General features: G+C 71.8%; 24 protein-coding genes. 11 read left to right on the top strand and 13 right to left on the bottom strand.

From position 1 onward, the window contains the following. Window positions 1–15: 15 nt before the first annotated feature. The 4 genes from WME97_RS46260 to WME97_RS46275 all read left to right on the top strand — a co-directional run bounded on the left by WME97_RS46260 (window position 16) and on the right by WME97_RS46275 (window position 3,227). Window positions 16–1,581: a glycosyltransferase family 2 protein gene (locus tag WME97_RS46260; RefSeq protein ID WP_437547486.1), complete on the top strand. Its 1,566-nt coding sequence runs from the start codon at window positions 16–18 to the stop codon at window positions 1,579–1,581. Window positions 1,582–1,901: 320 nt separating this feature from the next. Continuing rightward, on the top strand, window positions 1,902–2,207 hold the full coding sequence (locus tag WME97_RS46265; protein ID WP_272096313.1) for an integration host factor subunit alpha: 306 nt from the start codon (window positions 1,902–1,904) through the stop codon (window positions 2,205–2,207). 11 nt (window positions 2,208–2,218) lie between these two features. Further along, on the top strand, window positions 2,219–2,584 hold the full coding sequence (locus WME97_RS46270) for a MerR family transcriptional regulator (RefSeq protein WP_437555629.1): 366 nt from the start codon (window positions 2,219–2,221) through the stop codon (window positions 2,582–2,584). Further along, a complete protein-coding gene (locus WME97_RS46275; RefSeq protein WP_437547487.1) occupies window positions 2,565–3,227 on the top strand; it encodes a hypothetical protein in 663 nt (220 codons plus the stop codon). Before WME97_RS46270 ends, WME97_RS46275 begins: the two co-directional genes overlap by 20 nt. Window positions 3,228–3,349: 122 nt before the next feature. Here the strand turns inward: WME97_RS46275 and WME97_RS46280 are convergent, their stop codons facing one another. Next, window positions 3,350–3,973 carry a single-stranded DNA-binding protein gene (locus tag WME97_RS46280; protein ID WP_437547488.1) on the bottom strand — a complete coding sequence of 208 codons (624 nt, stop codon included), beginning with the start codon at window positions 3,971–3,973 and terminating at the stop codon, window positions 3,350–3,352. Between the two features lie 256 nt (window positions 3,974–4,229). Beyond that, complete coding sequence (gene mgtE / locus WME97_RS46285) at window positions 4,230–5,615, bottom strand: magnesium transporter (protein ID WP_437547489.1); 1,386 nt, start codon at window positions 5,613–5,615, stop codon at window positions 4,230–4,232. Between the two features lie 639 nt (window positions 5,616–6,254). Here mgtE and WME97_RS46290 point away from each other — a divergent pair. Further along, on the top strand, window positions 6,255–8,639 hold the full coding sequence (locus WME97_RS46290; protein ID WP_437547490.1) for a hypothetical protein: 2,385 nt from the start codon (window positions 6,255–6,257) through the stop codon (window positions 8,637–8,639). A gap of 177 nt (window positions 8,640–8,816) precedes the next feature. After that, on the top strand, window positions 8,817–9,509 hold the full coding sequence (locus WME97_RS46295; RefSeq protein WP_437547491.1) for a response regulator transcription factor: 693 nt from the start codon (window positions 8,817–8,819) through the stop codon (window positions 9,507–9,509). Here WME97_RS46295 and WME97_RS46300 read toward each other — a convergent pair. After that, a complete protein-coding gene (locus WME97_RS46300) occupies window positions 9,491–10,432 on the bottom strand; it encodes a M23 family metallopeptidase (protein ID WP_437547492.1) in 942 nt (313 codons plus the stop codon). The genes WME97_RS46295 and WME97_RS46300 overlap by 19 nt on opposite strands. 207 nt (window positions 10,433–10,639) lie before the next feature. Here WME97_RS46300 and WME97_RS46305 point away from each other — a divergent pair, with 207 nt between their 5' ends. Together WME97_RS46305 and WME97_RS46310 are read left to right on the top strand one after the other, a co-directional pair. Beyond that, on the top strand, window positions 10,640–11,317 hold the full coding sequence (locus WME97_RS46305) for a HEAT repeat domain-containing protein (protein ID WP_437296418.1): 678 nt from the start codon (window positions 10,640–10,642) through the stop codon (window positions 11,315–11,317). Beyond that, window positions 11,317–12,144 (top strand): class I SAM-dependent methyltransferase, encoded by an 828-nt coding sequence (locus WME97_RS46310; protein ID WP_012241227.1) that lies wholly within the window; start codon window positions 11,317–11,319, stop codon window positions 12,142–12,144. Before WME97_RS46305 ends, WME97_RS46310 begins: the two co-directional genes overlap by 1 nt. 51 nt (window positions 12,145–12,195) lie before the next feature. On the opposite strand, the gene WME97_RS46315 is transcribed toward WME97_RS46310, so the two are convergent. Together WME97_RS46315 and queD are read right to left on the bottom strand one after the other, a co-directional pair. Beyond that, on the bottom strand, window positions 12,196–12,480 hold the full coding sequence (locus WME97_RS46315) for a (2Fe-2S)-binding protein (protein WP_437547493.1): 285 nt from the start codon (window positions 12,478–12,480) through the stop codon (window positions 12,196–12,198). 4 nt (window positions 12,481–12,484) lie between these two features. After that, a complete protein-coding gene (gene queD, locus WME97_RS46320) occupies window positions 12,485–12,847 on the bottom strand; it encodes a 6-carboxytetrahydropterin synthase QueD (protein WP_012241229.1) in 363 nt (120 codons plus the stop codon). Window positions 12,848–12,961: 114 nt separating this feature from the next. Here queD and WME97_RS46325 point away from each other — a divergent pair, with 114 nt between their 5' ends. After that, on the top strand, window positions 12,962–13,102 hold the full coding sequence (locus WME97_RS46325) for a hypothetical protein (RefSeq protein WP_012241230.1): 141 nt from the start codon (window positions 12,962–12,964) through the stop codon (window positions 13,100–13,102). A 27-nt stretch (window positions 13,103–13,129) separates the two neighbouring features. Here WME97_RS46325 and WME97_RS46330 read toward each other — a convergent pair whose 3' ends face one another. From WME97_RS46330 to hemE, 7 genes are all read right to left on the bottom strand, one after another. Next, window positions 13,130–14,692 carry a GAF domain-containing protein gene (locus WME97_RS46330; protein WP_437547494.1) on the bottom strand — a complete coding sequence of 521 codons (1,563 nt, stop codon included), beginning with the start codon at window positions 14,690–14,692 and terminating at the stop codon, window positions 13,130–13,132. Window positions 14,693–14,828: 136 nt separating this feature from the next. Next, window positions 14,829–15,947, bottom strand: a complete 1,119-nt coding sequence (locus WME97_RS46335; protein ID WP_437555631.1) for an acyl-CoA reductase — start codon at window positions 15,945–15,947, stop codon at window positions 14,829–14,831. Then, the gene (locus WME97_RS46340) at window positions 15,947–17,146 is read right to left on the bottom strand and encodes an acyl-protein synthetase (RefSeq protein ID WP_437547495.1); all 1,200 of its coding nucleotides are present in this window, start codon (window positions 17,144–17,146) and stop codon (window positions 15,947–15,949) included. Before WME97_RS46340 ends, WME97_RS46335 begins: the two co-directional genes overlap by 1 nt. Window positions 17,147–17,186: 40 nt before the next feature. Continuing rightward, the gene (locus WME97_RS46345; protein ID WP_437547496.1) at window positions 17,187–18,545 is read right to left on the bottom strand and encodes an aspartate aminotransferase family protein; all 1,359 of its coding nucleotides are present in this window, start codon (window positions 18,543–18,545) and stop codon (window positions 17,187–17,189) included. Between the two features lie 43 nt (window positions 18,546–18,588). Beyond that, the gene (locus WME97_RS46350; RefSeq protein ID WP_012241235.1) at window positions 18,589–19,488 is read right to left on the bottom strand and encodes a GGDEF domain-containing protein; all 900 of its coding nucleotides are present in this window, start codon (window positions 19,486–19,488) and stop codon (window positions 18,589–18,591) included. A gap of 1,062 nt (window positions 19,489–20,550) precedes the next feature. Continuing rightward, window positions 20,551–21,336, bottom strand: coding sequence for a class II glutamine amidotransferase (locus WME97_RS46355; RefSeq protein WP_437547497.1), 786 nt, complete (start codon window positions 21,334–21,336; stop codon window positions 20,551–20,553). A 221-nt stretch (window positions 21,337–21,557) separates the two neighbouring features. Next, window positions 21,558–22,607: a uroporphyrinogen decarboxylase gene (gene hemE, locus WME97_RS46360; RefSeq protein WP_437547498.1), complete on the bottom strand. Its 1,050-nt coding sequence runs from the start codon at window positions 22,605–22,607 to the stop codon at window positions 21,558–21,560. 227 nt (window positions 22,608–22,834) lie between these two features. Between hemE and WME97_RS46365 the strand changes: the two genes are divergently transcribed. Continuing rightward, entirely contained in the window at window positions 22,835–23,419 is a 585-nt protein-coding gene (locus tag WME97_RS46365; RefSeq protein ID WP_437547499.1) for a hypothetical protein, read from the top strand. 34 nt (window positions 23,420–23,453) lie between these two features. On the opposite strand, the gene WME97_RS46370 is transcribed toward WME97_RS46365, so the two are convergent. Further along, a complete protein-coding gene (locus WME97_RS46370; protein WP_437547500.1) occupies window positions 23,454–24,641 on the bottom strand; it encodes an amidohydrolase in 1,188 nt (395 codons plus the stop codon). A 164-nt stretch (window positions 24,642–24,805) separates the two neighbouring features. Here WME97_RS46370 and WME97_RS46375 point away from each other — a divergent pair, with 164 nt between their 5' ends. Then, window positions 24,806–25,942, top strand: coding sequence for an FAD:protein FMN transferase (locus WME97_RS46375; RefSeq protein WP_437547501.1), 1,137 nt, complete (start codon window positions 24,806–24,808; stop codon window positions 25,940–25,942). The last annotated feature ends 169 nt before the right edge of the window (window positions 25,943–26,111 follow it).

The following is a 26,111-nucleotide window of genomic DNA, read 5'->3' on the forward strand; positions in this document are numbered from 1 at the left end:
CGGTAGGTGCTCGCGATGCTCTCCCTGCTGCTCTGTGTCCTCTACTTCGGCGTGCTGCTCGGCCTCAGCGGCTACGGCCTGCACCGGCTGCACCTCGTGGTCCTCTGTCGCACGAACCGCGCGAAGATCACCCGCGCGCAGGAGGTCGCCGCCCTGACCGATCGCGATCTCCCGCCGGTGACGATCCAGCTCCCGCTCTTCAACGAGTCGACGGTCGCGGCGCGGCTGCTCGATGCCGTCGCGAAGATGGACTACCCGCGCGACAAGCTGGAGATCCAGGTGCTCGACGACTCGACGGACGAGACGCAGGGCCTCGTCCGCGCGCACGTCGAGCGGCTGCGCGCGCAGGGCCTCGACGCCGTGTACCTGCACCGCGTGGACCGCGTCGGCTACAAGGCGGGCGCGCTCGACGCGGGGCTCAAGATCGCGAAGGGCGAGCTGGTCGCGATCTTCGACGCCGACTTCATCCCGCAGCCGGACTTCGTGCGGTCCATCGTCGGCCACTTCGAGGACCCGACGGTCGGCATGGTGCAGACGCGGTGGGGCCACCTGAACCGCGACGTCTCGATCCTCACGCAGGTGCAGGCGCTCATGCTCGACGGCCACCACCTCGTCGAGAACCGCGCGCGCTTCGGCGCGGGCCTCCTGTTCAACTTCTCCGGCACCGGGGGGATGTGGCGCAAGGACGCCATCCGCGAGGCGGGCGGCTGGCAGCACGACACGCTGACCGAGGACCTCGACCTGTCGTACAGGGCGCAGCTCGCGGGCTACCGCTTCATCTACCGCGAGGATGTCGTCTCGCCGGCGGAGCTCCCCGAGGACATCTCGGCGCTGCGCGCGCAGCAGTACCGCTGGGCCAAGGGCACGGTGCAGACGGCGCGCAAGCTGATGGCGACCGTGCTGAGCGCCAAGCTCTCGCTCGGGCAGCGGATCGAGGCGTTCTTCCACCTCACGCCGCACTTCGCCTACCCGCTGCTCGTGCTGCTGAGCGTCCTCCTGCTGCCGGCGCTCGTCCTGTTCCCCGCGGCCGACACGCTGACGATGATCGCGATCGATCTGCCGCTCTGCACGGCGACGACCGGGTCGCTCGCGGCGTTCTACATGCTGGCCGAGACGGCGCAGGGCCGCTCGCGCTGGGGCGCTGTCAGGCGCCTGCCGATGCTCATCGCGCTCGGGACGGGGCTCGCGCCGTACCTGTCGAAGGCCGTGATCGAGGGGCTCCGCAGCATGTCCGGCGAGTTCGTCCGGACGCCGAAGCAGGGCGACAACAAGGGCCGGTACAAGGTCCGCACGGACCTGCCGATCACCGAGGCGATGCTCGCGGTGCTGTCGTGCGGCGCGGTCGTCGCGTCCGTGGAGACGGGGCACTACTTCGCCACGCCGTTCGCGGTGCTCTTCGCCGTCGGCTACCTCTACGTGGCGTTCCTGGTCGTCCAGGAGCAGATCGTCCGCCGCCGCGATGTGACCTCGAGCGCGCCGGTCGTCGGCTGGAGCGACGCGCGGCCGAGCGAGGCGGCCGTCGTCGGCGCCTGGTCCCGGCAGTCGACGAAGGAACGCCACCTCGGCGATCTTGCCGTCTGAGCGGATCGTCGCCGTCGCGCCCATCCTGCGCCCGTGGTCGCGCCGGTGAGCCTGTCGGATTCCTGGCCGCCGGATCGAGGGTGCGAGGTGTGGGGCGCTGCTCGTGGGGTCGCAGGTTCGCTCCGTGCGATGCGTTGCTCGGGGGGGCTCCACGAAGCGTGCCTGGTGCACGTCGGGCGAAGCCTGCGTAACCCCCTAGACCTTACCGACGCACGCTGGCATTCTGCCCTCCAGGCCGGTCGGGGGACCGCACGCGGCTTCCTGAACGGTCTTCAGGGGTTGCGGCGCGTCCCCCCTTCTGCAAGGGCGATGGGGGTGTCATGACGAAAGCCGAAATCGTTCAGGCGGTCTACTCCCGCCTTGGGGGGTTCTCGAAGAAGGAATCTGCCGATCTGGTGGACCTCGTGTTCGAAACCATGAAGGAAACCCTGGGTCGCGGGGAGAAGATCAAGATCTCTGGATTCGGCAACTTCGTGCTGCGCGACAAGCGCCAGCGGCAGGGCCGCAACCCCCAGACCGGCGACCCCATCCTGATCACGGAGCGCCGGGTCCTGAACTTCAAGGCGAGCCAGATCTTGAAGCAGGTCCTCAACCCGCGTGAGACGGCCTCGGCGGCCGAGGAGTAGACCGCTTGGCGGTGCGCGCGCAGCTTCCAGCGAAGCTGTACTACCGGATCGGCGAGGTGGCCGGCATCGTGGGGGTCGAGCCGCACGTGCTCCGGTACTGGGAGACCGAGTTCCGCTCCGTCCGCCCGCAGAAGTCGGCGAAGGGGCAGCGGGTCTACAGCCGGCGCGACGTCGAGACGCTCCTCAAGGTCAAGGAGCTGCTCTACTCGCACCGCTTCACGATCGCGGGCGCGCGGCGCAAGCTGCGCGAGGGCGGCATCGAGCCGCCGGCGCCGGACGCGGGCGCGAGCCACGAGGAGGTGCAGCGGATGCGCACGGCCCTCGTCGAGATCCGGACCGAGGTGATCGCGCTGATGGATGAGCTCGAGCGCGTCTGAGCTCCACGGCGTGGCGCCGGGCCTCGGGTTGCGCCTTGCGTTGCCGGACGGGGCGAGCGGCGCGCCGGAGGAGGCGCTTCCGGCGATCGACGTCTCCGCGATCGCGGGCGCGAAGGTGACGCTCCTGCGGGGCGTCGAGGCGGACGGGCTCTCGCTGCGCGCGGTGTGCGTGACGGCCCCGTCGCGGCAATGGGTGACCGGCCTGGAGGAGCTCGTGCTCGATCGGGCGTCGGGGCTCGTGCGGGGGGGCCTCGGGGTGGCGATCGAGCGGTGGGAAGCAGGGCCGATCCACGCGCAGTCGCAGCGGTTCGAGCAGGCGTTCGAGGGAGCCGGGAGGGCAGGCGCGCGCGCGGTGGTCATCCGCGGGCAGCACGTGCTCGGCTTCGCCGGGAGCGAGCACGACGCGGCGCTCTGCAGCCTGGCCTGCCTGGAGCCTGCGCTGGGGACGGGCGCCCGGTGCAGCGCGCTGCTCGGCGCGACCGCGTTCGAGGGCGTGTTCGTGGCGCCGCCTGAGCCGGGGCTGCTCGTGCGGACGATCTTCCTCGCCGCGGAGCAACCCCTCGCCACCACCGCGGCGCTCGGAGTGCTCGCGGCGGTGGGGGTGACCGTCCTGCTGGCGCGGCGGCCGCGGCCGCGGCCCTAGGACAGGGAAGAGGGGCTCGTGGAGAGCTGCCCGGCCCTCGGAGAGGGCCTATCGCGTGGATGCGAGAGGTTGAAGAGAGAGGTGTCCGCCAGGCGGATGACTCGACCGGGCAGGGGGAGCGATCAGAACGGGATGTCGTCGTCGTTGCCGCCGCCGCCGTAACCGCCGCCGCCGAAATCGTCGGGCGGAGGACCAGGATCCTGCGCAGCCGGCGCGGGGCGACCGCCGCCGCCGCGGTTGTAGCCGCCACCCGCCGGGCGACCGCCGCCGCTACCGCCGCCACCGTAACCGCCACCACCGCCGCCGCCGCCGCCGCCGCCGCTGTAGCCACCGCCACCGCCGCCGCCGCTGTAGCCACCGCCGGGATCCGCGCCGAACGCGCCTGCGTCATCGCCGGGAGCGCCGCGACCGCGGCCCCCGCCCGTCAGCAGGACGTTGTTCGCGATCACCTCGGTCTTGTAGCGCTTGTTGCCATCCCGGTCGTCGTAGCTCGACGTGCGGAGCGAGCCCTCGATGAAGATCGAGGAACCCTTGCTGAGGATCTTGCCCAAGGCCTCGGCGCGCTTGCCCCAGATCACGACGTTGTGCCAATCCGTCCGTTCTTTCCGGACCTTGTCGCGGTCCAGGTACGACTCGGTCGTCGCGAGCCGCAGGTTCAAGACGGCCTGGCCCCCCTGGGTGAACCGGAGCTCTGGGTCGGCGCCCAGGTTGCCGAGCAGCATTACGCGATTCAAGCCTTCGGCCATCGTCACTCCTTCCCTAGGAGGGGCTCAGCGCACGCTGCGCTGAACGAACGTCGCCTGCTTCACTCCCCCATGGGGGCCGACGCGTCAAGGGTCGTGGCGCGCCGAAAAGCACGCGGCGCGCCCGCGCGGGGGGACCGGCGTGGGCCTCGGCACGGGTGGCGCGGCGTCGCTCGACCGCCGTCCGAATGGCCGTCCGAATCGCCGTCCGATCTCCGTCCAATTCCGCCAGGTTCCGCGCAATGCCGCGTGATTCCGCTCACCCGCCCGCTCCGGCCTGCGCGAGGAGGTCGGCCAGGAAGAGCCGGGCGATCGTGAAGTAGAGGAGGATCCCCAGGACGTCCACGAGGCTCGCGATGAACGGCGTGGAGCTCGTCGCCGGATCGAGGCCGATGCGCCGGAGCAGGAGGGGGAGCATGGCGCCGACGGTGCAGCCCATGAGGACGATCGCCATCAGCGTCGCGCCGATCGTCAGGACGAAGCCGGTGCCGTCGCCCCAGAGCCAGACGCGGAGCATGCCGATGGCGGAGAGGATAAGGCCGAGCACGACCGCCTGCCCGAGCTCGCGGACGAGGACGCTCGCCCAGTCGCCGACGCGCACATCGCCGACGGCGAGGCCGCGGATGATGAGCGACGACGATTGCGAGCCGGAGTTGCCGCCCGTGGAGATGAGCAGGGGCACGTAGTAGGCGAGCGTCGCGACGGCCTCGAGCTCGTGCTCGAAGCGCCGGAGCACCTCGCCGGTCATGAACTCGCCGACGAACAGCACGGCGAGCCACGGGGCTCGCTTCTGGATGAACGTCCAGAAGCTCGTCTTGAAGTAGCTGTCCTCCATGGGGCCGACCGCGCCGAGCCGCTGCATGTCCTCGGACTGCTCCTCCGTGAGGACGTCCATCACGTCATCGACGGTGATGACGCCGAGCAGCTTGCGGTCCGCGGAGAGGACGGGCAGCGCGTTGAAATCGTACTTGGCCATGGTCCGCGCGACCTCTTCCTGGTCGGTCTCGGGGCTGACGGCGAAGACGTTCTCGGTCATCACGTCCGCGAGCTTCTCGGACGGCGAGGCGAGCAGCAGATCGCGCAGCGACACGACGCCGATGAGGTGCCCGCGATCGGAGACGATGTACACGTAGTAGATGGTCTCGGCGTCCTCGCCGACGGCGCGGATGCGCTCGATCACGTCGGCGACCGTGAGGTGGATGCCCACCGACACGTAGTCGGTGGTCATGAGGCCGCCGGCGCTGTCCTCGGGCCACTTGGCGAGCTCCTCGACCTCGGCCGCCGCCTCGGGGTCGACCTTTTCCAGCGTCGAGAGCAGCGTGCCGCTGACCTGGTCCGGGAGGGCCTCGATGAGGTCCGTGCGGTCGTCGGCCGCCATCTCGGAGACGATCGGCGCGATGCTCTCGATGCCCATCTGCTCGACGAGCGCCTCCTGGGTCTCGCCGTCGAGGCGCTCGAAGATGGGCGCGGCCTCCTCGGCCCTGAGCGCCATCAGGACCTTCGCCGCTTCGGCGTCGTCCAGCAGGCCGATGAGGTCGGCGAGGTCCTCGTCGTGGATCTCGTCCAGCAGGTCGGAGAGCTGCGCCGGATCCTCGGTGAGCAGCTGCCGTACCTCCGGGACCATGGCGAGGGCGACGCGCAACATGCCCGGGCACTGACCACAACTCGGCCCTGCTGGGAAGCGGCAAACCCCACCGGCGCCGGGCTCGCGACCCACCCTGCTCCCCGCGTCGACCGAGGTTGGGCTGCGGCGCCGCGGCCGACCGAGGTTGGGCCTCCCACGACCGCCGGTCGCGCGCGATGGAGGCTGGGCTCCCGCGGCCCGTGAAGGGGTGGTTTGCAATACAGTGATAAGTGAACTTTCTCTGTTGGCCGCTACTGGCCGACCCAGGTTGAGGACCAGGCCGGAGGAGCCAGGTCGACCCAGGTTGAGGGGCAGGTCGCCTACTGCGTTGGCTGTCGCGCAATCAGGTTGACGTCGCGGCGGCGCGCGGGGCATGGAGGGCACGGGTGCGGCGGCGGCACCTCGTTTGCTATGGCACCCCTTCGCGGGGTCGACCGGGGCCGGCCGGGTCGAATTGACAGCCTTCCGGTCGGGTCCCTAGCATCGGGCTCCCGTCGAGCCGTGGATCGCCTGCGGAAGTCGGTCATGGGCCCGTGGACGGCGGGCCTTTTCGGTGGCTTGACCGCCGCGCAACTGGATCGGTGGTCGAAAGGAAAGTCGAATATGACGCGGATAGAGCGTGAGAGCAGGCGCCCGTGGAGGGGCGCGGTGAGGTTCGCCATGGCGGGCCTGCTGATCGCGGGCACAGGCAGCGCCTTCGGATGCCTGAGCCGCCCCATCGCCGAGAACAAGCCCCGGTCGACGTCGACGATCGTCGAGCGGCTGACGCAGAGCTCGGTCGACAAGATCGACCTCCTCCTGGCGATCGACAACTCGGGCTCGATGGCCGACAAGCAGGCCATCCTCGCCACCGCGATCCCCGACCTCGTCCAGGGTCTCGTCAACCCGCGCTGCATCCACAAGGACGGCACGATGGCGAGAACGGTCGACTCGCCCAACACGCCCTGTCCGCAGGACTACAAGCGTGAGTTCGAGCCGGTCAAGGACATCCACATCGGCATCATCAGCTCGAGCCTCGGCGGCCACGGGTCGGGCGCCTGCCAGGCGGCGACGAGCGCCTCGAACGTGGACATGGCGCACCTCCTCGCGCGCAGGAGCGAGACCTCCACCACAAACGACATCCCGACCTACCTCGACCTGGGCTTCCTGGCCTGGGACCCGGATCAGAAGATCGACGGTGAGCCGGAGACGCCGGATCCGAACGACGGCGAGGCGGACATCGGCCCCAATGATTCGAACGCCGACCTCAACGACACGACGCTGGTCGGGCAGCTCACCGCGATGGTCCAAGGCACGGGGCAGACCGGCTGCGGCTTCGAGGCGCAGCTCGAGAGCGTGTACCGCTTCCTCGTCGACCCGGAGCCCTACGCGACGATCGGCATTGACGCGGACCAGAACATCGTCGTCACCGGCGAGGATGCCGTCGTCAAGAAGCAGCGCGCCGACTTCATGCGGCCGAGCTCGCTCCTCGCGATCATCATGCTCACCGACGAGAACGACTGCTCGATCCGCGAGGAGGGCAAGAACTACCTCGTGGCAGACACCACGCCAAGCTTCCGCCTGTGGCGGCCGCGCACCGAGTGCGCCACCGATCCGGGCAACAAGTGCTGCAGGTCGTGCAGCCAGAAACAGGAAGACTGCCCCAAGGACGATTCGTGCATGGGCGCGGACGGCAACACCGCCAGGCTGACCAAGGAGGAGGACCCGGTCAACTCTCGCTGCTGGGATCAGAAGCGCCGGTTCGGCTTCGACTTCCTCTACCCGATCGACCGCTACCGGCGCGCCTTCACCGAGGCGCAGATCCCGAACCGCAGGGGCGAGCTGGTCCCGAACCCGATCTTCAGCGATCCGAACCCGGACGACCTCGACTCCAACGTCCGCGATCCCGGGCTCGTCTTCTTCGCCGGTATCGTCGGTGTGCCGTGGCAGGACATCGCGCGTCAGAACGCGCAAGGCCAGCCCGACCTGCTGAACGGCCTCAACCAGGACGGCGAGCCGGTCGGTGGGTTCAAGAACTCCGACGAGCTCAGCGCTCCGGTGGCCGGCGCCGCCAGCACCTGGGAGCTCATCCTCGGCGATCCCGCGACGTACCAGCCGCCGAAGGATCCCTTCATGGTCGAGTCGATGAAGCCTCGCTCGGGCATGAACCCGATCACCAACGACAGGATCGTCGGGCCGATGGAGGCGGGCTGGAACGGCATCAACGGCCGCGAGTACACGATCCCGGAGAACAGCACGGGGGACCTCCAGTACGCCTGCATCTTCGATCTCCCCCAGGACGCGGTGAAGACCTGCGACGGGGCGGCTCAGAGCTGCGACTGCAGAGCGGTGGCGGGTGAGGCGATCGACAACCCGCTGTGCGAGCCGGACGCGGGGAACAACCAGGAGGATCCGGCGCCCAGGTCGACGACGCAGATCAAGGCGAAGGCCTACCCGGGCCTCCGCGAGCTGCAGCTCATCCGGGAGCTCGGCCCCCAGGGCATCGTCGGCTCGGTGTGCCCGCGCCAGCTCAAGGACGACGACGCGGCCGACTACGGCTACCGGCCGGCGATCGGCGCCATCATCGACCGCCTGAAGACGGTGCTCGGCGGCCAGTGCCTGCCGCGCACCTTGACGCCGGACGCGAAGCAGCAGGTCTCCTGCCTGATCCTCGAGGCGCGCAACTCGCAGGGCCAGTGCAACTGCGCGGATCCGCGGATGCCGGGGCGCATCGAGGTGACGGGCAAGCATAAGCCCGCGAAGGACGAGGTGCTCTCCCTCGACATCGCGAAGGCCTCCGGCTGGGACTGCGTGTGCGAGATCCAGCAGCTCGAGGGCATGAACGAGGGCGAGCCTGCCTACGAGTGCAGGACCAACGTCGGCGACAACGTTGAGTCCGGTGGCCAGCCGGTGCACGGGTGGTGCTACGTCGATCCGTCGATCCGGCTCGGCGATGCCTCCATCGTGGCCGACTGCCCGTCGACCGAGCAGCGCAAGATCCGGTTCACGGGTCAGGGCGAAGCCCAGCAAGGGGCCACGCTGTTCATCACCTGCTCCGGCGAGTAGACGGCGTCAGCAGCGTCTGTCAGACGTCTGATTGAGCCCGGCGCGCGGGGTGCGATCGTGAGATCGCGCCCCGCGGCGCTTTTGTGGCGCTTCTGGGGTCACGAGCGGCGCCAGCGAGCTGGCCGGCGGAGCGCTCGGGGGGACCTGCCCGGTTTTGTGCTAAGACCGGACTCCGTCGTGGTGGCACGCAAGAAGATTCTCATCATCGAGGACGAGCCCCACATCGTGCTCGGGCTGACGGACGCCCTCGAGTTCGAGGGCTTCTCGGTGGCGTCGGCCTCGAAGGGGAAGGACGGCGTGCTGCTCGCGCGGCAGGAGAAGCCGGACGCCATCCTGCTCGACCTCATGCTCCCCGACACCAACGGCTTCAAGGTCTGCGAGGATCTGCGGCGCTGGGACGCGTTCGTGCCGATCATCATGCTGACGGCCCGCGGCCAGGAGATCGACAAGATCCGCGGCCTCGACGCGGGCGCCGACGACTACGTGACCAAGCCGTTCAGCGTGGGCGAGCTCATCGCCCGCCTGCGCGCCCTCTTCCGCCGCGCCGCCCGGCCGGCCGAGGCGCCCGTCGAGGTGTTCTCCATCGGCAACGTGCAGATCAACATGACCGCGCACACGGTCTCGCGGGGCTCGCGCTCGGATCAGCTGTCGTTCTACGAGGTCGAGCTCCTTCGCCTGCTGCACGAGCGCGTGGGCCAGCCGGTCTCGCGCGAGGAGATCCTCCAGAAGATCTGGGGGATCGAGGCCGGGCCGTCGAACCGCACGGTCGACAACTTCATCGTCAAGCTGCGCAAGAAGATCGAGCGCTCGCCCGACAAGCCGGAGCACATCCTCACGGTCTACGGCTTCGGCTACAAGCTCGCTCCCTGACGGAGCGGCAGGACGTTGCGGAGGTCGCAAGGCACCGTCACCGCGGCGTCGGTGATGCGCTTCGCATCGAGCTCGGGGAGGCGCGCGCCCTCGCGGATCTGCCGCGCCTCGAGGCGCAGCCGGACGAGGCCCGGGCTGCCCGTCTCGCCGGCGTACCCGACCACGTCACCCGCGTCGAGGCGCGCGCCCGCCACGACGCCGGGGCCAGGGCGATCGAGGTGGCCATGGAGCAGGAGGTACCTGCGCACGCGATCCACGTCGCGCGCCTCGCGCACGTCGTGCGCCGTGGCCACCGTGATCCCGGACAGCGCGCCGACGAAGACGACCTCGGCCTTCCCCTCCTGGCCCTCGAGCCTGAGCGCCGCCACCCGCTCGCCGCGCGCCGCGGCGATGTCGATCCCGCCGATCCACGACGGCGGCTCGGGCCGCGCCGCGCCGATCGCGGCGACGGAGCCCGCTGCAGGCAGCGCGCCCGCCCCGGCTGGAGCGTCCTCGACAAGGAGGAACCCCGGCGGCGCGTCCGGCGCGCCGAGCGGGAACGTGTACGCGGCGGCGCTCGCCGGACGTTCCGGGCGGCGGGGGATGTGCTCCTGGGCCTGGCTGCGCGTGCCCGCTCCGGCGGGACGCGCGCCGGCAGGATCAGAGAGCGCCGCAGCGCCGCCTTCGGGGAGCGGCGCGCCCGGAGCAGGCAGCGGGACGCAGGCGGCGCCCTCCGGCACGGTGCGCGGGCCGCAGAGCGCCGCCGCGCCCGCGGCGCCGCGCGCCGCGGCCGCCGGAGGGACGACCGCGGGCGGGGGCGGCTCGGGATCGTCGATGCCGCCCAGCGCGAGGACCAGCGCCGACGCCGCGGCGCCGCGCACCAGCGGGGAAGGGGAGACCGCCGCCCTCGCCGGGCGGGCTTGCAATGAGCCGGACACACGCATGCCACGAACGGTCTACCGCATCGCGCGCGGCGGGCGAGCTCGATGCAGCGGCGGCGCGCTCGTCCCGCCCGGCTTGCGCGCGGCGGCCCCGGCGTGGGCGGCGCCGGGCACGCGCGGCCGCGCCCGCCGTGGACGGGAATTCGCGAGGAACAAGCCCTTGTTGCCTGCCGGCTTGCGGAGGCGACGCGCTGTTGATAGCTCCTCTTCGTGCAAAATCGTCAAGCGATCGAGACGACCCTGAACAAGCTGTTCGACGCGGAGCGCACGGCTCGCCGGCTCCACGATGACCTGACGGCCATGCCCGGCGATGGGCTGCTGGATGTCCTCACGGACGCGATCGCGGCCGCGACGCGCGAGAACGACGAGGACGAGGCGGCGCTCCGGCTGGTGCGTATCGCGTCGCTGCTCGGCGAGCACGAGGGGCCGCGCGCGCTCGACGCGCTCATCGATGTGCTCGCGTCGGAGCACCCCGAGGCGCGGCAGGCCGCGGGCGAGGAGATCGAAACGCTGGCCTACGATCGGTTCAAGGAGGTCGCGCAGGCGATCGAGCGTGCGCTGAAGCGGCTGCCGGTGGGCTCGTCGGCGCTCCCGGAGCTGCCGTACCTCATCGCCGAGGTGCCGGAGCCGGGCGTGCCGAAGCTGCTCAGCCAGTTCCTGAGCCACAAGGATCCGGACGCGGTCGCGGCGGCGATCGAGACGCTGGTCGAGATCGGTGACCCGGCGCATGCGCCGCTCATCCAGCCGCTGCTCGATGACAAGCGCACCGTCGAGCTCGCGGACGACGGCGGCGACGACGCGACGTCGGAGGTCACGATCGGCGAGCTCGCCGAAGAGGCGCTCAGCCTCCTCGCGCCTTACGACGACGAGGAGGACGGGGTCGCCTGATGATCGGCCCGCCGCTGAGCGCGGCGGACGCCGTGTTGTTCGAGCACGCGGTCGTCCCGCGCTACCTCTCGTTCTTCGCCTCGCTGGCGGTGGAGATGCTGCTGCCCTCCGAGGCGGCGCGCATCGTCCACCTCGGCTGCAGGAGCGGCTTCCCCGACGCGATCGTGGCCGACAAGCTGCCCGGCGCGACCCTCGTGGGCGTCGACGGCTCCGCCGCCGCGCTCGAGCTCGCGCGCGACAAGGCCGCGCTGTTCTCCGGGATGAACGCGAGCTACGTGCTCGCCGACGCCCTGCCGACGCCGCTGCCGGACGCGAGCTTCTCCCACGCGTTCACGCTGCACCCGGTCTGCCGTCCGAGCGAGCGGGCGCAGCTCCTCGCCGAGCTGCGCCGGGTCCTGGTCCCCGGCGGCCAGGCGCTCATCGCGCTGCCGTTGCGCGGTTCGTTCCCGGAGATCGCGGACATCGCGCGGGAGTGCGCGCTCAAGCAAGACCTCTCGGAGCTCGGCGCCGCGGTGGACGCCGCCGCCGTCAGCCGCCCCACGATCGAGACCATCGCCGAGGAGATCGAGGGCGCGGGGCTCGACGAGGTCGAGGTCGACGTCCAGCTCATCGCCGTGTCGTTCGAGAGCGGGCGTGAGTTCCTCGAGGATCCCATCTCGAGGTTGATGGTGATCCCCGAGTCGACGGCGATGCTCGACGTCGAGCCGCAGATCATCGACTCGATGCTCAAGTACCTGCACCACGCGGTCTCGAAGTACTGGTCCGAAGGGGTCTTCGAGCTGACCGTGAACGTCGGGTGCGCGAGCGCTCGGCGCCCCCTCGTCTGATCACGGTCGACGATCGGGCCAGGGCGCTGGTCGCGCGGAGCGCGGCCAGCGCTAGCGCCCGCGCCCGCCGCCGCGGAGGCCGAGCTCGTCGAGCCCGGCGAGCGCCGCGAGCGAGACCGGGTGGTACGGCGGCCGCGGGGTGATCGGCTTCCGGGCGTCGCCCCCGCGCTCCTCGATGAGCCGCGCGCAGAGCGCGAGGCACCACTTGCCCTGGCACCAGCCGGTGCCGAAGCCCGTGTAGCGCTTGACGGACTCGATGTCCTTGTAGCCGCGATCCATCGCGGCCTCGAGCTCGTGCAGCGTGACGTCCTCGCAGCGGCAGACGAGCGTCTTCATCGACCTAATCGCCCTCGTACTCGCAGCGGGCGTCGCAGGTCTCGAAGATGGTGACCCGGTTCAAGGACGGCAGCGACGGCGCGAGGCGGGTCCAGATCCACCGTGCGAGCACCTCGCTCGTCGGGTTCTCCAGCCCGGGGACCTCGTTCAGGTAGTGGTGATCGAGCAGGTCGTGGAGGGGAGCCCAGGCCTCGTAGAGGTGGCTGTAATCGATGAACCACCCCGTCTCCTCGTTCACCGGGCCGCGGATCGCGACCTCGACCTTGAAGCTGTGACCATGGAGGCGCGCGCACTTGTGCCCCTGGGGAACCTTGGGAAGGCGGTGGGCGGCCTCGAAGCGGAACTCGTGTACGAGACGGACGTTCATCGGAGCAGCGGTCATGGGGCGGTCGCCGTGGGGCGTCAACGCCCCGTGGCCTGAACAGGGGGCGGCGTGAGTACGGGGTTCCCTCGAGGGGCTCGAGCGACTATACCGCCGGCCATGCCGCAGAAGCCCGCAGTGAGAGCCAAGAAGAAGCGTCGCGATACGAAGCGCCTGGCGAACTGGCGCGCCAAGAAGGAGCTGCAGAGCGCCCAGGGGACGCCGGCCGAGCCGGCCGCCGCCGCGCGCTCCGGCAGCTGAGCCTCGAGCACCGGCCCCGGCCGGTGCTCAGCTCGCCGGCTCGTCCTCTTCGTCGTCGTCTTCGTCGGGTTCCGGCGACGCCGGTCCCCTGCGTCGCGCCGCGCGAACGGTCGCGACCTCGGCCCGGGACGGGTTGATCACCAGGAAGCCGTGGTCCGCGTCGAGGAGCGCTACGTCTCCTGGCGACGCCCAGCGGAACGCCCCCGCCACATCCACGATCGACGGCACGCCGAGCAGCTGGAGGAGCACGAGCGAGCGCGGCCCGGATCGGTCGCTGAGCGCGACGCCCACCGGGTGGGCCCGGGCGGAGATCAAGAGGTCGAAGACTGTCAGCTGGTCTCCCACCAGGACCGCCTTCGACGGGAGCTCGGCCCGGGCATCCGGGGTCGCCAGCATCAGGATCGCATCGCAGAGATCCTCGATGTCACGGGCGCGATCCTGCAAGAACGGGTCACCGACGATCCCGTTGGCGGCCCGCGCCACCTCGCGAGCGACCGTCCCGAGCGCCTGCGCGACGTTGCGCCCGCTGGCCGCGAGCTCGAAGGCGCGCGCGCGCAGGCGGCCGTCGCCGATCATCAGGAGGTAGGTCGAGAGGAACGCCGCCTCCTGCGCGAGCCCTCGCTTCGCCGCGCGCGCGTTGAGGTCGAGGAGCGCCTTCTCCGCGATGTCGAACGCGAGCCGCAGGAGCTTCGGATCGCCGCTGCCCTGCCGCGCGCCGAGCGATGAGGTCGCCGGCCGCCGCAGGGCCGCGATGGCGCCGAGCGCGCGCCCGGCGACGACGGGCAACCCCGGCAGCGTGACCTTGCGCGTGCCGCCGCCCGTGCGCCGCCGCCGCTCGCGCAGCTCGTCGAGCACCTGCGCGTGGCGAGCGCCGGCCGCGATCGGCGCGGTCAGCGCCATGACGAGCTCGACGTCCCGCGCCGTGAAGGCGCGATCGCCCGCCCGCTGCACGACCAGGGCGCCGAGCGGGCGGCCGCTGCCGAGGATGGGCGCCGCGAGGAAGACCGGGAAGCGCTCTTCACGGAGCTCAGGGAACGCGCGATAGCGCTCGTGCTCGGTCGCCTGGACGACCGAGATCGGCCGCAGGCACTCGACCGCCATGCCCGTGATGCCCTGCCCGACCGAGAGCCGCACCGTTCCGCGCGCCTCGCGCGGAAAGCCGACGTTGCCGCGCAGCACGAGCTCGTCGCCGTCGCCCTCGAGGAGGTACAGCGAGGCCACGTCGGCGCCGAGGATCGCGGCGATCCGCTGCGGCGCCTCGTCGAGGAGGAGCGACAGCGGCATCGGCTTCGCCACGAAGGCCAGGTACTCGATCACGAGATCCAGGCGCTCGTCGCGGCGCACCTGGATCCTCGCGGAGGCGACCGACGGCGGCGCGCCCTCGTCGTCGGCGTCCGCGACGCCGGCCGAGCTGCCGGCCGGGTCGCTCGAGACGGCCGCGCCCTCCTCGCCGGGGCGGAGCTCGTCCAGCGGGCGGTCCACGAGGCTGTCCCGTGGGCCCTCCACGCCGGACGGCGTCGCCGACGGGCTCGCGATCGCTTCGAGCTCCGTGGGCGGGTGGGTCGCCTTCGGATCGGTGCGCGACGACATGCCATGATCGCTATCACACACCGTCGCTCGAGCGCACCTTGCTCCCACCACGCCCCGATCGTGTCGCGGTCTGGACGGCGCCGCGGCCGCGCGACGTGCGCGCTCGCCGCGAGCCGCCCGCGCGGGCCGCCGGACGTCAGGGCGTCCGCAGATCGACAGGGCCGTCGAGGGGCGGGCGCTGCATCCGCCCGAGCGCGGAGAGCCGGGCGCGCGGGGCTGCCGCGGCCGCCGCGCGCGCGAGCGTCCCGCCTCCGCCCGCGCCGATCGCGGTGATCGCGCCGCGGAACGGCGCGATCAGCGCCGGAGCGGCCTCGGCGCTGCTCGCCGCCACGTGGACGACGCGCGCCGCCGGCGGCAGCAGCAGCGATCGCGGCGCCGGATCCAGGCCGACCCCGTGTCCTCGACCTTCCCAGAACGAGCCCACGGCCTCGAGCGTGGCCCGGTACATGGTCACCTCCGCGCGGGCGGCGCCGTCGAGCGGCCCGCGCGGGACGCGCGCGCCCGCCTCCTCGAGCGCCTCGTGCAGGGCGCGCGCGAGCGTCTCCGCGCGCTCGGCCGGGCCTTCCACCAGCGCGAAGCGCGGCGACAGGCAGCCGCGCTGATCGAACGGCACGACGTCCGCGGCGATGTCCCGCGCCGCCTCGACGAGGTTCGCGTCCAGGCCGACGACGGCGAGCCCCAGGCCGGCGCCGTGCCCGCGCACGAGCACGCCCGGGCCGGCCTGGGCCCGCAGCGTCGCCACGGTCTGGTCCGACCCGTAGACGTGCAGCTCGGCGTGCGGCAGATCCCCGGGAACCCGCTCGGCCGCCGCCCCGGCGTCCCCGAGCGCGACGTCCGCGACCAGGGCGATGGCCCCGCCGGCGCGGCGGAAGCCTTCGTCGGCCTGCAGCGCGCGCACGAGGAGCTCCGCGATCACCGGATCGCGGCGGGACGGGCGCACGAAGACCTCCGGCGCTGTGGCCGTCGCGACGGCGATGGCCCGCAGCGGCGCCGTGCAGACGTTGGCCGCCAGGACCACGTGGCAGCGGCGCGCGCGCCCCGAGGCCGCCACGAGCGCGTCGAGCTCGCCGTGGCTCGGCGCGACCTCGAGGTGGCGGCCGAGCGCGAGCTCCACGCCCTCGGGCGAGAGGCCGCTCGTGGAAAGCAACCGCAGGCGCGCCTCGTCGCCCAGCGGATCGCGCGCGTCCGCGATCCGCGCCGCCGCGGCGACCGCGCGCTCGACCCGGAGGCGCGGCGCCGCGCCGTCGTCCATCATCACGCCCCGCCGCCGAGCATCTGGTCCATCGCGATCGAGCAGCCGCGCGGCGGCGCCCCGGACGCGCGGCCCAGGAGCTCGACGCCCTCCGCGGTGACGCGCACGCGGTCGGCGGTCTGGATGGCGACCGCCGAGTCGACGTTCGCGAGATCGACGATCCGCGCGAGCCCGATCACCCCCGCAGGGAGCGGCGCGAGCGTCTCGGGGTCCACCGCGGTGACGCGCGTCCAGGGAGGCGCGAGGTACAGCCCCGGCGCAGCGCCCGGTGCGCCGGCGAGCGCCGCCGCGAGCGTGCCCTCGTAGAGCTGGCTGGAGAGCTCGGTCATGCCGTACTCGCTCACCACGTGCGAGAGGGGCACCCCCAGCGCCCGCGCGATGGCCGCCCGCAGCTCCTCCGCGGGCACCTCCCGCGAGCGGCCCTTGTAGCCGCCGGTCTGCATGACCCGGCTCCCTTCGGGCAGCCGCGCTGCGCCCTCGGGCAGCCGCGCCTCGAGCAGGTGCTCGAGCAGATGCACGAAAGCGAACGACGTGCCGAGCACGAGCGCCGGCTCTCCCGAGGCGCGCGCCTCGGCGCACGCGCGGGCGAACCCTGCGGCGTCCAGCTCGCCGCCGCGAACGTGCCAGCTCGCCGGCCCCGAGAGGCGCGCGGCGAAGCGGTCGATCATGAAGCCGAGCGACGAGTCCGGCGCCTCGTGGAGCGGCGGCGCGAGGACGATCGCCCGGAGCCGCGCGCCGTCGGGCCACAGCAGGCGCTCCCCCCACGCGAGCGCGGCCAGCTCGTACGTGGCGGTCGTGCGGAACGGGTGCTCGCCGCGGGACGCCGCGCCGAGAGAGGTTCCGCTCGTGCGGAAGACGCGCTCGTCCGCCTCCGGCGGGTGGGCCGCGACGCGCGCGAACCGGAACACGTCGCACGGCACAGCGGGGATCTGCGCCGCGTGATCCATGGCGGCGACGTCCGCGCCGCGCGCCTCGAACAGGCGGGCGACCGGCGCGCAATGCGCGGCCTGGTGCCGGGCGAGGGCGATCGCGAGCGCATCGAAGGTCTCCGGGAGCGCCCCGCGCTCGCCCTGGTCCTGCGGAGCAGCGGCGGCCGCCGCTCGGCCGGCCCCTGTCGAGCCCGCCCCGTCCACGCCGAGCGACGCCTCGATGAACGCCCGCGCGCGGCGGTGCAGCGCCTCGCTCTGGTCTATCGGTCCCACGGGCACCGGGATAGCACGCGCGTCCTGCTCCGCTCGCGCGCTAGGTCGTCAGCACGCGCGCGAGCGCGCCGGCCGCGGCCGAGAGCAGCGCCTCGGGGATGGTGAGCGCCGGCGTCAGCGTCAGCGTCTCGCCGCGCACCCCGCCCGTGAGGACCAGGTACCCTTCGGCCAGCATCCCGCGCATGGCCCGGAGCCCCAGCTCGGCGCTCTCGAGCTCGACGCCGACCATGAGCCCCGCGCCCCGCACGTCGACGACGCCTGCCCTGCGCGGGAGCGCCTCTCGCAGCATCGCCTGGAAGCGAGCGCCCACGTCGCGCGAGCGCGCGGCCAGCCGGCCTTCGTCGAGGGCGTCGAGCGTCGCGAGCGCGGCGCTCGACGCGAGGGGCGATCCGGAGTGCGTCGAGGTGTGGACCACCTCGCCCTCGCGCGCCCACGCCCGCATGATGGGCTCGGGCGCCACGCACGCGGAGATGGGGAGCCCGCCGCCGAGCCCCTTGCCGAAGCAGAGGATATCGACCGGCGCCCCGAGCTCTCCTGTGCGCGTCATCGCCCCCGAACGACCGAGGCCGGTCCAGATCTCGTCCGCGATCACGAGCGCCCCGTGCCGGTGCGCCGCTTCGCAGACCGCGTAGAGGAACGCGTCGGGCGGGACGACGCAGCCGCCCCGCCCGAGGATCGGCTCGAGGAGGACCGCGCCGACGTCGCCCCCGCGCAGCGCGAGCTCGACGGCGTCGACCGAGCGCGCGGCGCCCGCCTCGTCGCGCGGGTAGGGCGCGAACGTCACGCGCCGGTTGAGCTGCTCCGCGAAGGGCGACCGGTAGCTCTCGCGCAGCCCGCACGCCGCGAGCGGCGCGTACCCGAGCCCGTGGTACGCGCCCTCGAACGCGACGAGCCCCGGCCGTCCCGTCGAGAGCGCCGCCGTCTTGATGGCCGCGGTGATCGCGTCGCTGCCGCTCTGGCCGAGCAGCGCCATGGGCGAGGGCCCGGGGTGCAGCGCCGCGAGGCGCTCCAGCAGGGCGATCTTCACGTCGGCCGAGTACACGTCGCCGAGCGCGAGGGTCAGCCGCGACAGCTGCTCCTCCGCCGCGCGCCGCACCGGCGCCGCCGCGTGCCCGAGCAGCAGCGCGCCGAAGCCGGCGCACAGGTCGACGTAGCGGTTCCCGTCGACGTCGCAGACGTTCGCGCCGCGCCCGTGCGACAGCACGATCGGCAGCATGTCGGCGCCGCTCTTCTGCGCCCGCGCCTCGCGCCGCCGGCCGAACGCCGGGCACTCGACGCGCTCGAGGCGCTCGAGGGCGCTCCGCGACAGGGGACCAGGCGGCGGCGACAGGATCGCGGGCAGCTCCGCGCCGCTGCCCGCGTCCGGCGCCGCCGGCAGCGGCAGATCGCTGTTCGGCATCGTCCTTCCTCCGCCGGAACCTAGCGCGCCCGCGGGCGGCTGCTCAGGCGCACACCCGGTTTCTCCCGCTGTTCTTCGCGTGGTAGAGGCGCTCGTCCGCGCGCTTGATGAGGTCGTTCGCGGTGCGATCGCCCTCCTGGAGGAGCGCCACGCCGACGCTGATCGTCACGCGGATGCTGTCGGCCTGGAACACGAACAGGTGCTCCGCGACCTTTTGACGCAGGGTCTCGCCGAGGGCCGCCGCGCCCTCGATGGACGTCTCCGGCAGGATGATGGCGAACTCCTCGCCGCCGTAGCGCGCGAAGACCTCGTCGCGGCGAATGCGGCTCTGCACGATGCGCGCGACCTCCTTCAGCACGAAGTCGCCGGCCAGGTGGCCGTGGACGTCGTTGATGCGCTTGAAGTGGTCGATGTCGAACAGGAGGATCGCGAGGTCCCGCTCGTGGCGGCGGCCGCGGATGATCTCGCGCTCGAGCGCCTCGTAGAGGTAGCGCTTGTTGTGGATCTGCGTGAGACCATCGATGATGGTCATCCGGTAGATCTCTTCGTGGTATTGCGCCTCCACGTCGGCGCCGGAGAGGAACTTGAAGATCGTGGGGCCGATCTTCACCCGGTCTCCGTTCTTCAGCACCACCTCGCGGGAGATCTGCTCATCGTTGCAGTACGTCCCGTTGGTGCTCCCATCGTCGACGACCATCCAGGCGCTCGGCCGCTGCTCGAAATGGGCGTGCCTTCGTGACACGGAGTCGCCGTCGAGCACGATGTGGTTGTCCGCGCCGCGACCGACCCGCGTCGGGTTGTTCTCCAGCACGAACCGCTTGCCGAGCAGCGTGGGCTCCTTCGTGTAGATCACGACCAGGCAGTCGGTCGTGTTCTTGCTGCCGCCGCCCGGTGGGGGCTGGACCACCTGCGTTACACGAGTCTTTTCGTCGAAGTCACTCACGCGCGCTCAGCCCAACCCGTCGTGCGACCTAGCCTCGACATCGTTCGAGCTCTTCCCGAGACGGAACCTACCCGGGCGTGGCTCTTCGGTCGCGATGCAACGGTTCGATATGCCCTAGCTCGCCCAACGTCAAAGCGTACTGACATGCCCCGACTCCCGTCAAGACGGCCATCCGGGCGGAGCCGTCTTCAGTGCTTCCTCCGCCTTCCCGACCCGACAACGGCCTACGTCGCCCTCTGCGCTCCGTCGCGCTCGTTGCGCTCGTTGCGCTCGTTGCGCCCTTCCACGTTCTCGGCTTGTTCCCCGCACGCCGTCCGCGCCCCTCGCCGCCGTTTGCTGCCGCTCACGCCGCGCCGCACCGCCGGTGCTCGCCGATGCGCCTTGTGGGGCGCTGTGCGCTGCTATCGCAGTTGACGCCCCATCTCTTTCCTCTTGTGCAGCCCGAGCTGCCGAGGACGCGGGTCTCTCTATGCGTTTCCCGAGCGCGCCGCCACCCGTCCGGCGAGCGATTGAGCCGGCAAGGGAGAGAATGGTTTGCTGGAACACGATGTGTCTGTTCGCCTGGCATGTCCGCGTTCTGCGGGGACGAGGCTCTGTGAGTTCTGCCTCAAAACCAGGGCGCATCACAACGCTGAACTGAGCGAAGCGGAACGCAGCGGACCGGAACCGTACGAAGCGGAACGGAGCGAAGCGGCACGGAACGGAGCTGCACCGGAGCGGAACCGAGCGAAGCCGAGCAGAACGGCGTGAAGCGGCGCGGAACCGAACGGAACCGAGCGGAGCGGAGCGGAGCGGAACCGAGCGGAGCGGAGCGGAGCGGAACCGAGCGGAACGGAGCGGAGCGGAACGGAGCGGAACCGAGTGCGCCGCGACCGCGCAGCGGCCCCGCCAGCGTGCCGGTTAGTTGACTTGGCACACAGGGTGCGTAGGATAGACCTGCGTCGCGGCGGAGACCTTCCCCCCCCAGGTCCGTCGCGGCGTTTTTCTTTTCAGGCTGCCGTGCCCATCTCCAGGCCGCGGCACGACGGCGCGCGAGAGGTGGACCCCGCGGTGGCGCGTTGGTCAGGCGAGCGACGACAGCGTCGCGCGCAGCTCGCCGCCGTCGAATACCCAGAGCTCGCCCGGTCGTCCCGTGGTCCAGGTCTCGTTCGCGGTGAGCGGGCTCGTCGCGACCACCGCGATCCGATCCTTCGGGGTCGTGACGGCCGAGAAGTCGACGCGGACATCGTCGTCCAGGAGCGTCGCGATGCCGAAGGGGGCCTTGCGGATGATGTGACAGAGCCGGGTTGCGCAGCGGGCGAAGAGGTGGCGCCCGTCGCCGAGCAGGAAGTTGAACGTGCCGTCCTGGCCGAGCTCGCCGCCGAGCGCCGCGACCGCCTCCCAGAGCTCGCTGGGCCGGCGCGGATAGCCGGGAAACGAGCTGCGGAGGCCCTCCAGCAGGTAACAGAAGGCGTGCTCGCTGTCGGTCGTTCCGATGGGGTTGAAGCGGCCCAGCGCGCGGCGCCGGACGCGAGGGAGCGTGCCGTTGTGCGCGAAGACCCAGTGGCGTCCCCAGAGCTCGCGCACGAACGGGTGCGTGTTGGCGAGAAGCACGTCGCCGCGGGTACGGCGCCGGATGTGGCCGATCGCGAGCAGCGTCTTGATGGGCGTCTCGCTGAGGAATCGCGCCAGCGGGCTCTCGGCGGCGGGGCTCGGATCGAGGAACACGCGCGCGGCGCGCCCCTCGAAGAACGCGAGGCCCCAACCGTCAGCGTGGGGACCGGTGCGGCCGCCCCGCTGCCGGAGGCCGTTGAACGAAAAGACGATGTCTGTGGGGACGTTGCACTCCATCCCGAGGAGCTCGCACATGCTCGCGGCTGGACCATATCACCCCGGGAGGGGGTCTGAGATCTCGACGGTGAGGCGCCGATGCGGCTTCTTCATCAGGGCCAGGCGGCGGCGCGGCCTCGCTCCTCGCCGCACGATCCTGGTCAGCGACGCGGCGCGATGCGCTGGCGCGGCGCGATGCGCCGGCGCAGCCTGGCGCCCGCCGCACGATCCCGGTCGACGCCGCGGCGCGATGCGCGGCGTCAGCGATCCGGCTCGCCCTGGAGCGACGCGCGCGGGATGGAGTGGACGAGATCGATGACCGCCTTGACCGTATCGACCGGCGTCTCCGGGATGATGCCGTGGCCGAGGTTGAAGATGTGCCCGGCGCGCCCGCCGGCCTCCGCGAGCACCGCGCGCGCGCGGCGCTCGGCGACGGCGCGCGGCGCGCAGAGCAGCAGCGGATCGAGGTTGCCCTGCACCGCACGATCGTACCCGATGCGCTGCCACGCCTTGTCGAGCGGCGTGCGCCAGTCGACGCCGATGACCGTGCCGCCGGCGTCGCGCTGCGCCTCCAGGAGCGCCCCCGTGTTCGTGCCGAAGTGGATGACCGGGACCCCGGTCGCCTCGAGGTCGCGGAGGATGTGCCGCACGTGCGGCTGCACGTGCTCGCGGTAGTCGTCGATCGAGAGCGAGCCGACCCACGAGTCGAACAGCTGCACCGCCTGGGCGCCCGCGGCGACCTGGGCGCGCAGCAGGCGGCGGACGACCTCGGAGATCTTGCCCATCAGCGCCGACCACGCCTCGGGGTCGCTCCACATCAGCTGCTTCGTGAGCCGGTAGTCGCTCGACTTGCCCCCCTCGACCAGGTAGCTCGCCATGGTGAACGGCGCGCCGGCGAAGCCGATGAGCGGCGTCTTGCCGTCCAGCTCCTTGCGGATGAGGCGGACGGCGTCGAGCACGTAGCCGAGGCCCTCCTCGGGCTCGAACACCCGCAGCCGCTCGATGCCGGCCCGATCGCGCACGGGCTCGTGGATCACCGGGCCCTCGCCCTTCGCGAACTCGAAGGGGGCGCCCATCGGCTCGAGCGGCAGCAGGATGTCCGCGAAGAGGATCGCCGCGTCCATCCCGAGCCGCAGCGGCTGGAGCGTCACCTCGAGCGCGAGCTCGGGCGTCTTGCAGATCTCGAGGAGCGTGTACTTCTTCCTGAGCTCCCGGTACTCGGCCATGTACCGGCCGGCCTGGCGCATGAACCACACGGGCGTGACATCGGTCGGCTCTCGCCGGCAGGCGCGCAGGAAGCGATCGTGCATGGGAGGCTCCAGGAGGGGTCGACGGGACGCCGTCGGGACGCCCCTTCATGTCCGTTCAGCCATCGCCCGGCAATGGGTTTCAGCCCATCGCCCGAAGGTGGGTCGCCGGGAGCGCGGCGCGGCCCGGCCCGAGGCGGCCCGGTCGAGGGGGCGGACCCAAGCGTCGGCTCCCCCGCCGTGTAGACTACGAGTCTATGGCGCGTCCCTCCAGACCTCCCGGCTTTGACATGACGTACAGGCCCGAGAAGCGCATCGCGTTCGGGCCGCCGCTGAAGGAGCGCCTCCCGGCGCTGCTTTACCTGACCTTCGCCCTCGGCGTCTCGGCGGTGATCTTCTACGGCCAGAACGCTCCCTCGAGCTCCCGGATCTTCCAGTACGTCGTCGAGGGCGATCGCCACCGGCTCGTCTCCTCCAGCGTGTGCGCCATCGTCCTGTGCGTGAGCGCGCTGGCGATGGTGCTGCGCGAGCAGATGCGGGGGGTCGTCGTGCACCCGGAAGGGATCGAGCTGCGCGAGCTGCTCACCTTCGGCGTGCCGCGCGTGCGGCGCTTCGCCTGGTCGCAGATCGACCGGATGGCGGTGCCCTCCGCGCAGGCGGGCGCCGGCGCCGCGGCCGCGGTCAGCGGGACCGCGCCGTCGAGCAACATCCGGCTCGATCTCTGGGATGGGTCCCGCACCTGGCTGCCGGACGTCGGAGACAGGATCGCGCTGTCGGTGATGCTGGAGCGGGTCGCCCTGGCGCGGGCGATCCCGATCGAGGGGGGGACCGGGCTGATGGACGATCTCGGGAACCCCCTTCAGGACGACGGCTGAACGCGCCGGGGTTCGGGGCGGAGCCCCGAGGGAACTAGCGCGCGCTCGCCCCGGCCTTCCGCTGCGCGAACTCCTCGCGCACGCCCTGCCGCAGCTCGGGATCGAGCAGGAGATCGGCGCACGTCATCGCCATGGCCTTGGCGGCGATCAGCATCGAGTCCTGGCCGGCGGGGCTCGCGGCGCGCGCGGCGAACGCGTGCTGGTGGCAGGTCGTCTCTCCCTTGCCGCAGATCGCGATCCACGGATGGATGGCGGGGAGCGCGTGGGACACGTCGCCCATGTCGGTCGAGCCGGTGCCGACGGCGGGGTCCATCTCGAGCGGCGAGCGGCCGAGGGCGCGCAGGTGCTCGCCGAAGCGGCGCGCCATCTTCCGGTTGTTGACCATGTTCTTGTAGCCGCCCTGGTCGACGAGCGTGAGCTCGGCCCCGCTCGCCATGGCCGCGCCGCGGGCGCAGCGCTCCACGATCGCCCGCACGCGGGCGAGCTCCTCGGTGTCGAGGGCGCGGACCGAGAACTCGGCGACGGCGAGCTCCGGGATGATGTTGACCGCCTGACCGCCGTTCTTGATGAACCCGTGCACCCGGACGCCGTCGCGGAAGTGGACGCGCTGGCCGTCGATCAGCCGGAAGGTGTCGAGGCAGGCCGTGAGCGCGCTATTGCCGTCCCACGGCGCGAGCGCGGCGTGCGACGGCTTGCCGCGGAACTGGAGCTCGATCCAGGCGCTGGCCAGCGTGTCGTGCGCGAGCAGGTCGCGGTCGAACGGGTGGAACATCATCGCGGCGTCGACGCCCTCGAAGGCGCCCGCCTCGAGCAGCCTGATCTTGCCGCCTCCCCCCTCCTCGGCGGGCGTCCCGACCAGATCGATGGTGCCGGCCACGGCGTCCTTCTGCCGCGCCAGCGCGAGGAACGCGCCGAGCGCACCCGCCGCGATCAGGTTGTGCCCGCAAGCGTGGCCGATCTCCGGGAGCGCGTCGTACTCGGCGAGGATGGCGAGGTGCGGACCCCCGCCTCGCCCGATGCGCGCGCGGAGCGAGGTGGGCATGCCGGCGAGCCCCCGCTCGACCTGGATGCCGCGCTTCTCGACGGCCTCGGCGAGCCAGGCCGCGGCCCTGTGCTCCTCGAACCGGAGCTCGGGGTTCGCGTGGATGCGCGCGGCGATCTCGCGGAGGTCCGGGGAGAGGTCGTCGATGTCACGCTGGATGCGGCTCGGGTCGAGGTTCATAGGGGCGAGCGATACTACTCTGGATCCGCGCGCCTCGCCCGGGCCATGGTGGCGCTGGCGGAGGAGCTCCGCCGACGGCGCCCGGTGGTGACGCTCGCACGCTCGCACGCTCGCACGCCGGGCCGCCACGCTGTCGGGACTTCTCACGGAGCCAGGACCCTCGAATGCACGGACCGCGCTGTTCTCCGCTCCTCTTCTTCTGGTTCTGCCCCTGCCTCGCGCTCGCTGCCTGCGACGCGCGCCCACGCGCGCGCCAGGAGGCCGGGCCGGCCGCCTCGAGCGCGAGCGCGGCGCCTCTGCCGGCCCAGGCCGCCCCGACGCAGGCCGGGCCTGCCCGCGTCGCGGTCGAGGCGAGGGCGATGGGCACGAGCCTGCTCCTCGCCGCCTACACGAGCGAGGCGATGGATGAGGCGGCGATCAGGGCCCGGCTGGACAAGGCAATCGCCGAGATCCGCAGGCTCGAGGGGCTCATGACGACCTGGCGGCCGGACAGCGAGCTGTCGCGGGTCAACGCGGCGGCCGGGAAGGGCGCGGTGGAGGTGAGCCCGGAGTCGCTCGCCGTGATCGAGAAGAGCCTCTGGATCAGCGAGCGCTCCGAGGGCGTCTTCGACGTCACCTTCGAGGCGATGCACGGGCTCTGGAAGTTCGACGAGGACATCGACGACAACGTGCCGCGCAAGGAAGACGTCGAGCGGGCGCGCGCGCTCATCGATCACAGGCAGATCAAGATCGATCGCGCGCGGCGCACGGTGATGCTCGAGATGCCCGGGATGCGGATGAGCCTCGGCGGGATCGCGAAGGGCTACGCCGTCGACGCCGCGGCGCGGGTGCTGCGCGGGGAGGGGCTGACGTCGTTCTTCGTGCAGGCCGGCGGTGACCTGTACATCGCCGGAAAGAAGCCGGACGGGTCGCCGTGGAGGGCAGGGGTGCGGGACCCGCGCGGCAAGGACGCGAACGACTACTTCGCCATGATCGAGGTGGAGGACCACGCGTTCTCCACGGCGGGCGACTACGAGCGGAGCTTCATCAAGGACGGCAGGCGCTATCACCACATCATCGATCCGCGGACGGGCTTCCCGGCGTCCGAGAGCCGGAGCGTGACCATCTGGGCAAAGGACGCGCTGACCGCGGACGCCATCGATGACGCGGTGTTCATCCTGGGCGCCGAGAAGGGGCTCGCGCTCGTCGAGTCGATCGAGGACTGCGGGGCGGTGATCGTCGACCGGAACAACAAGGTATGGGTGTCGAAGCGGCTGGAGGGCAAGGTCGAGGTGCTGCGGCAGCCGACCGACGGGCTGTAGTGGTCTCGGCGCTGAGGCCAGGTTTCAGGTGTTGCGCTTTGCGTGTGAGCCAATCGTGCTCTCGGGAGCTTGCGGCGTCCGCGCGCTCTCCGAGGAGCTTCGGCCATCAAACATCAAGGCGAATTCAATGTTGCAATTGCCATTCTCAGCGAGCGAGATGTCGATGCAT

This window comes from Sorangium sp. So ce367 (genome assembly GCF_051520455.1).
Lineage (GTDB): Bacteria > Myxococcota_A > Polyangia > Polyangiales > Polyangiaceae > Sorangium > Sorangium cellulosum_B.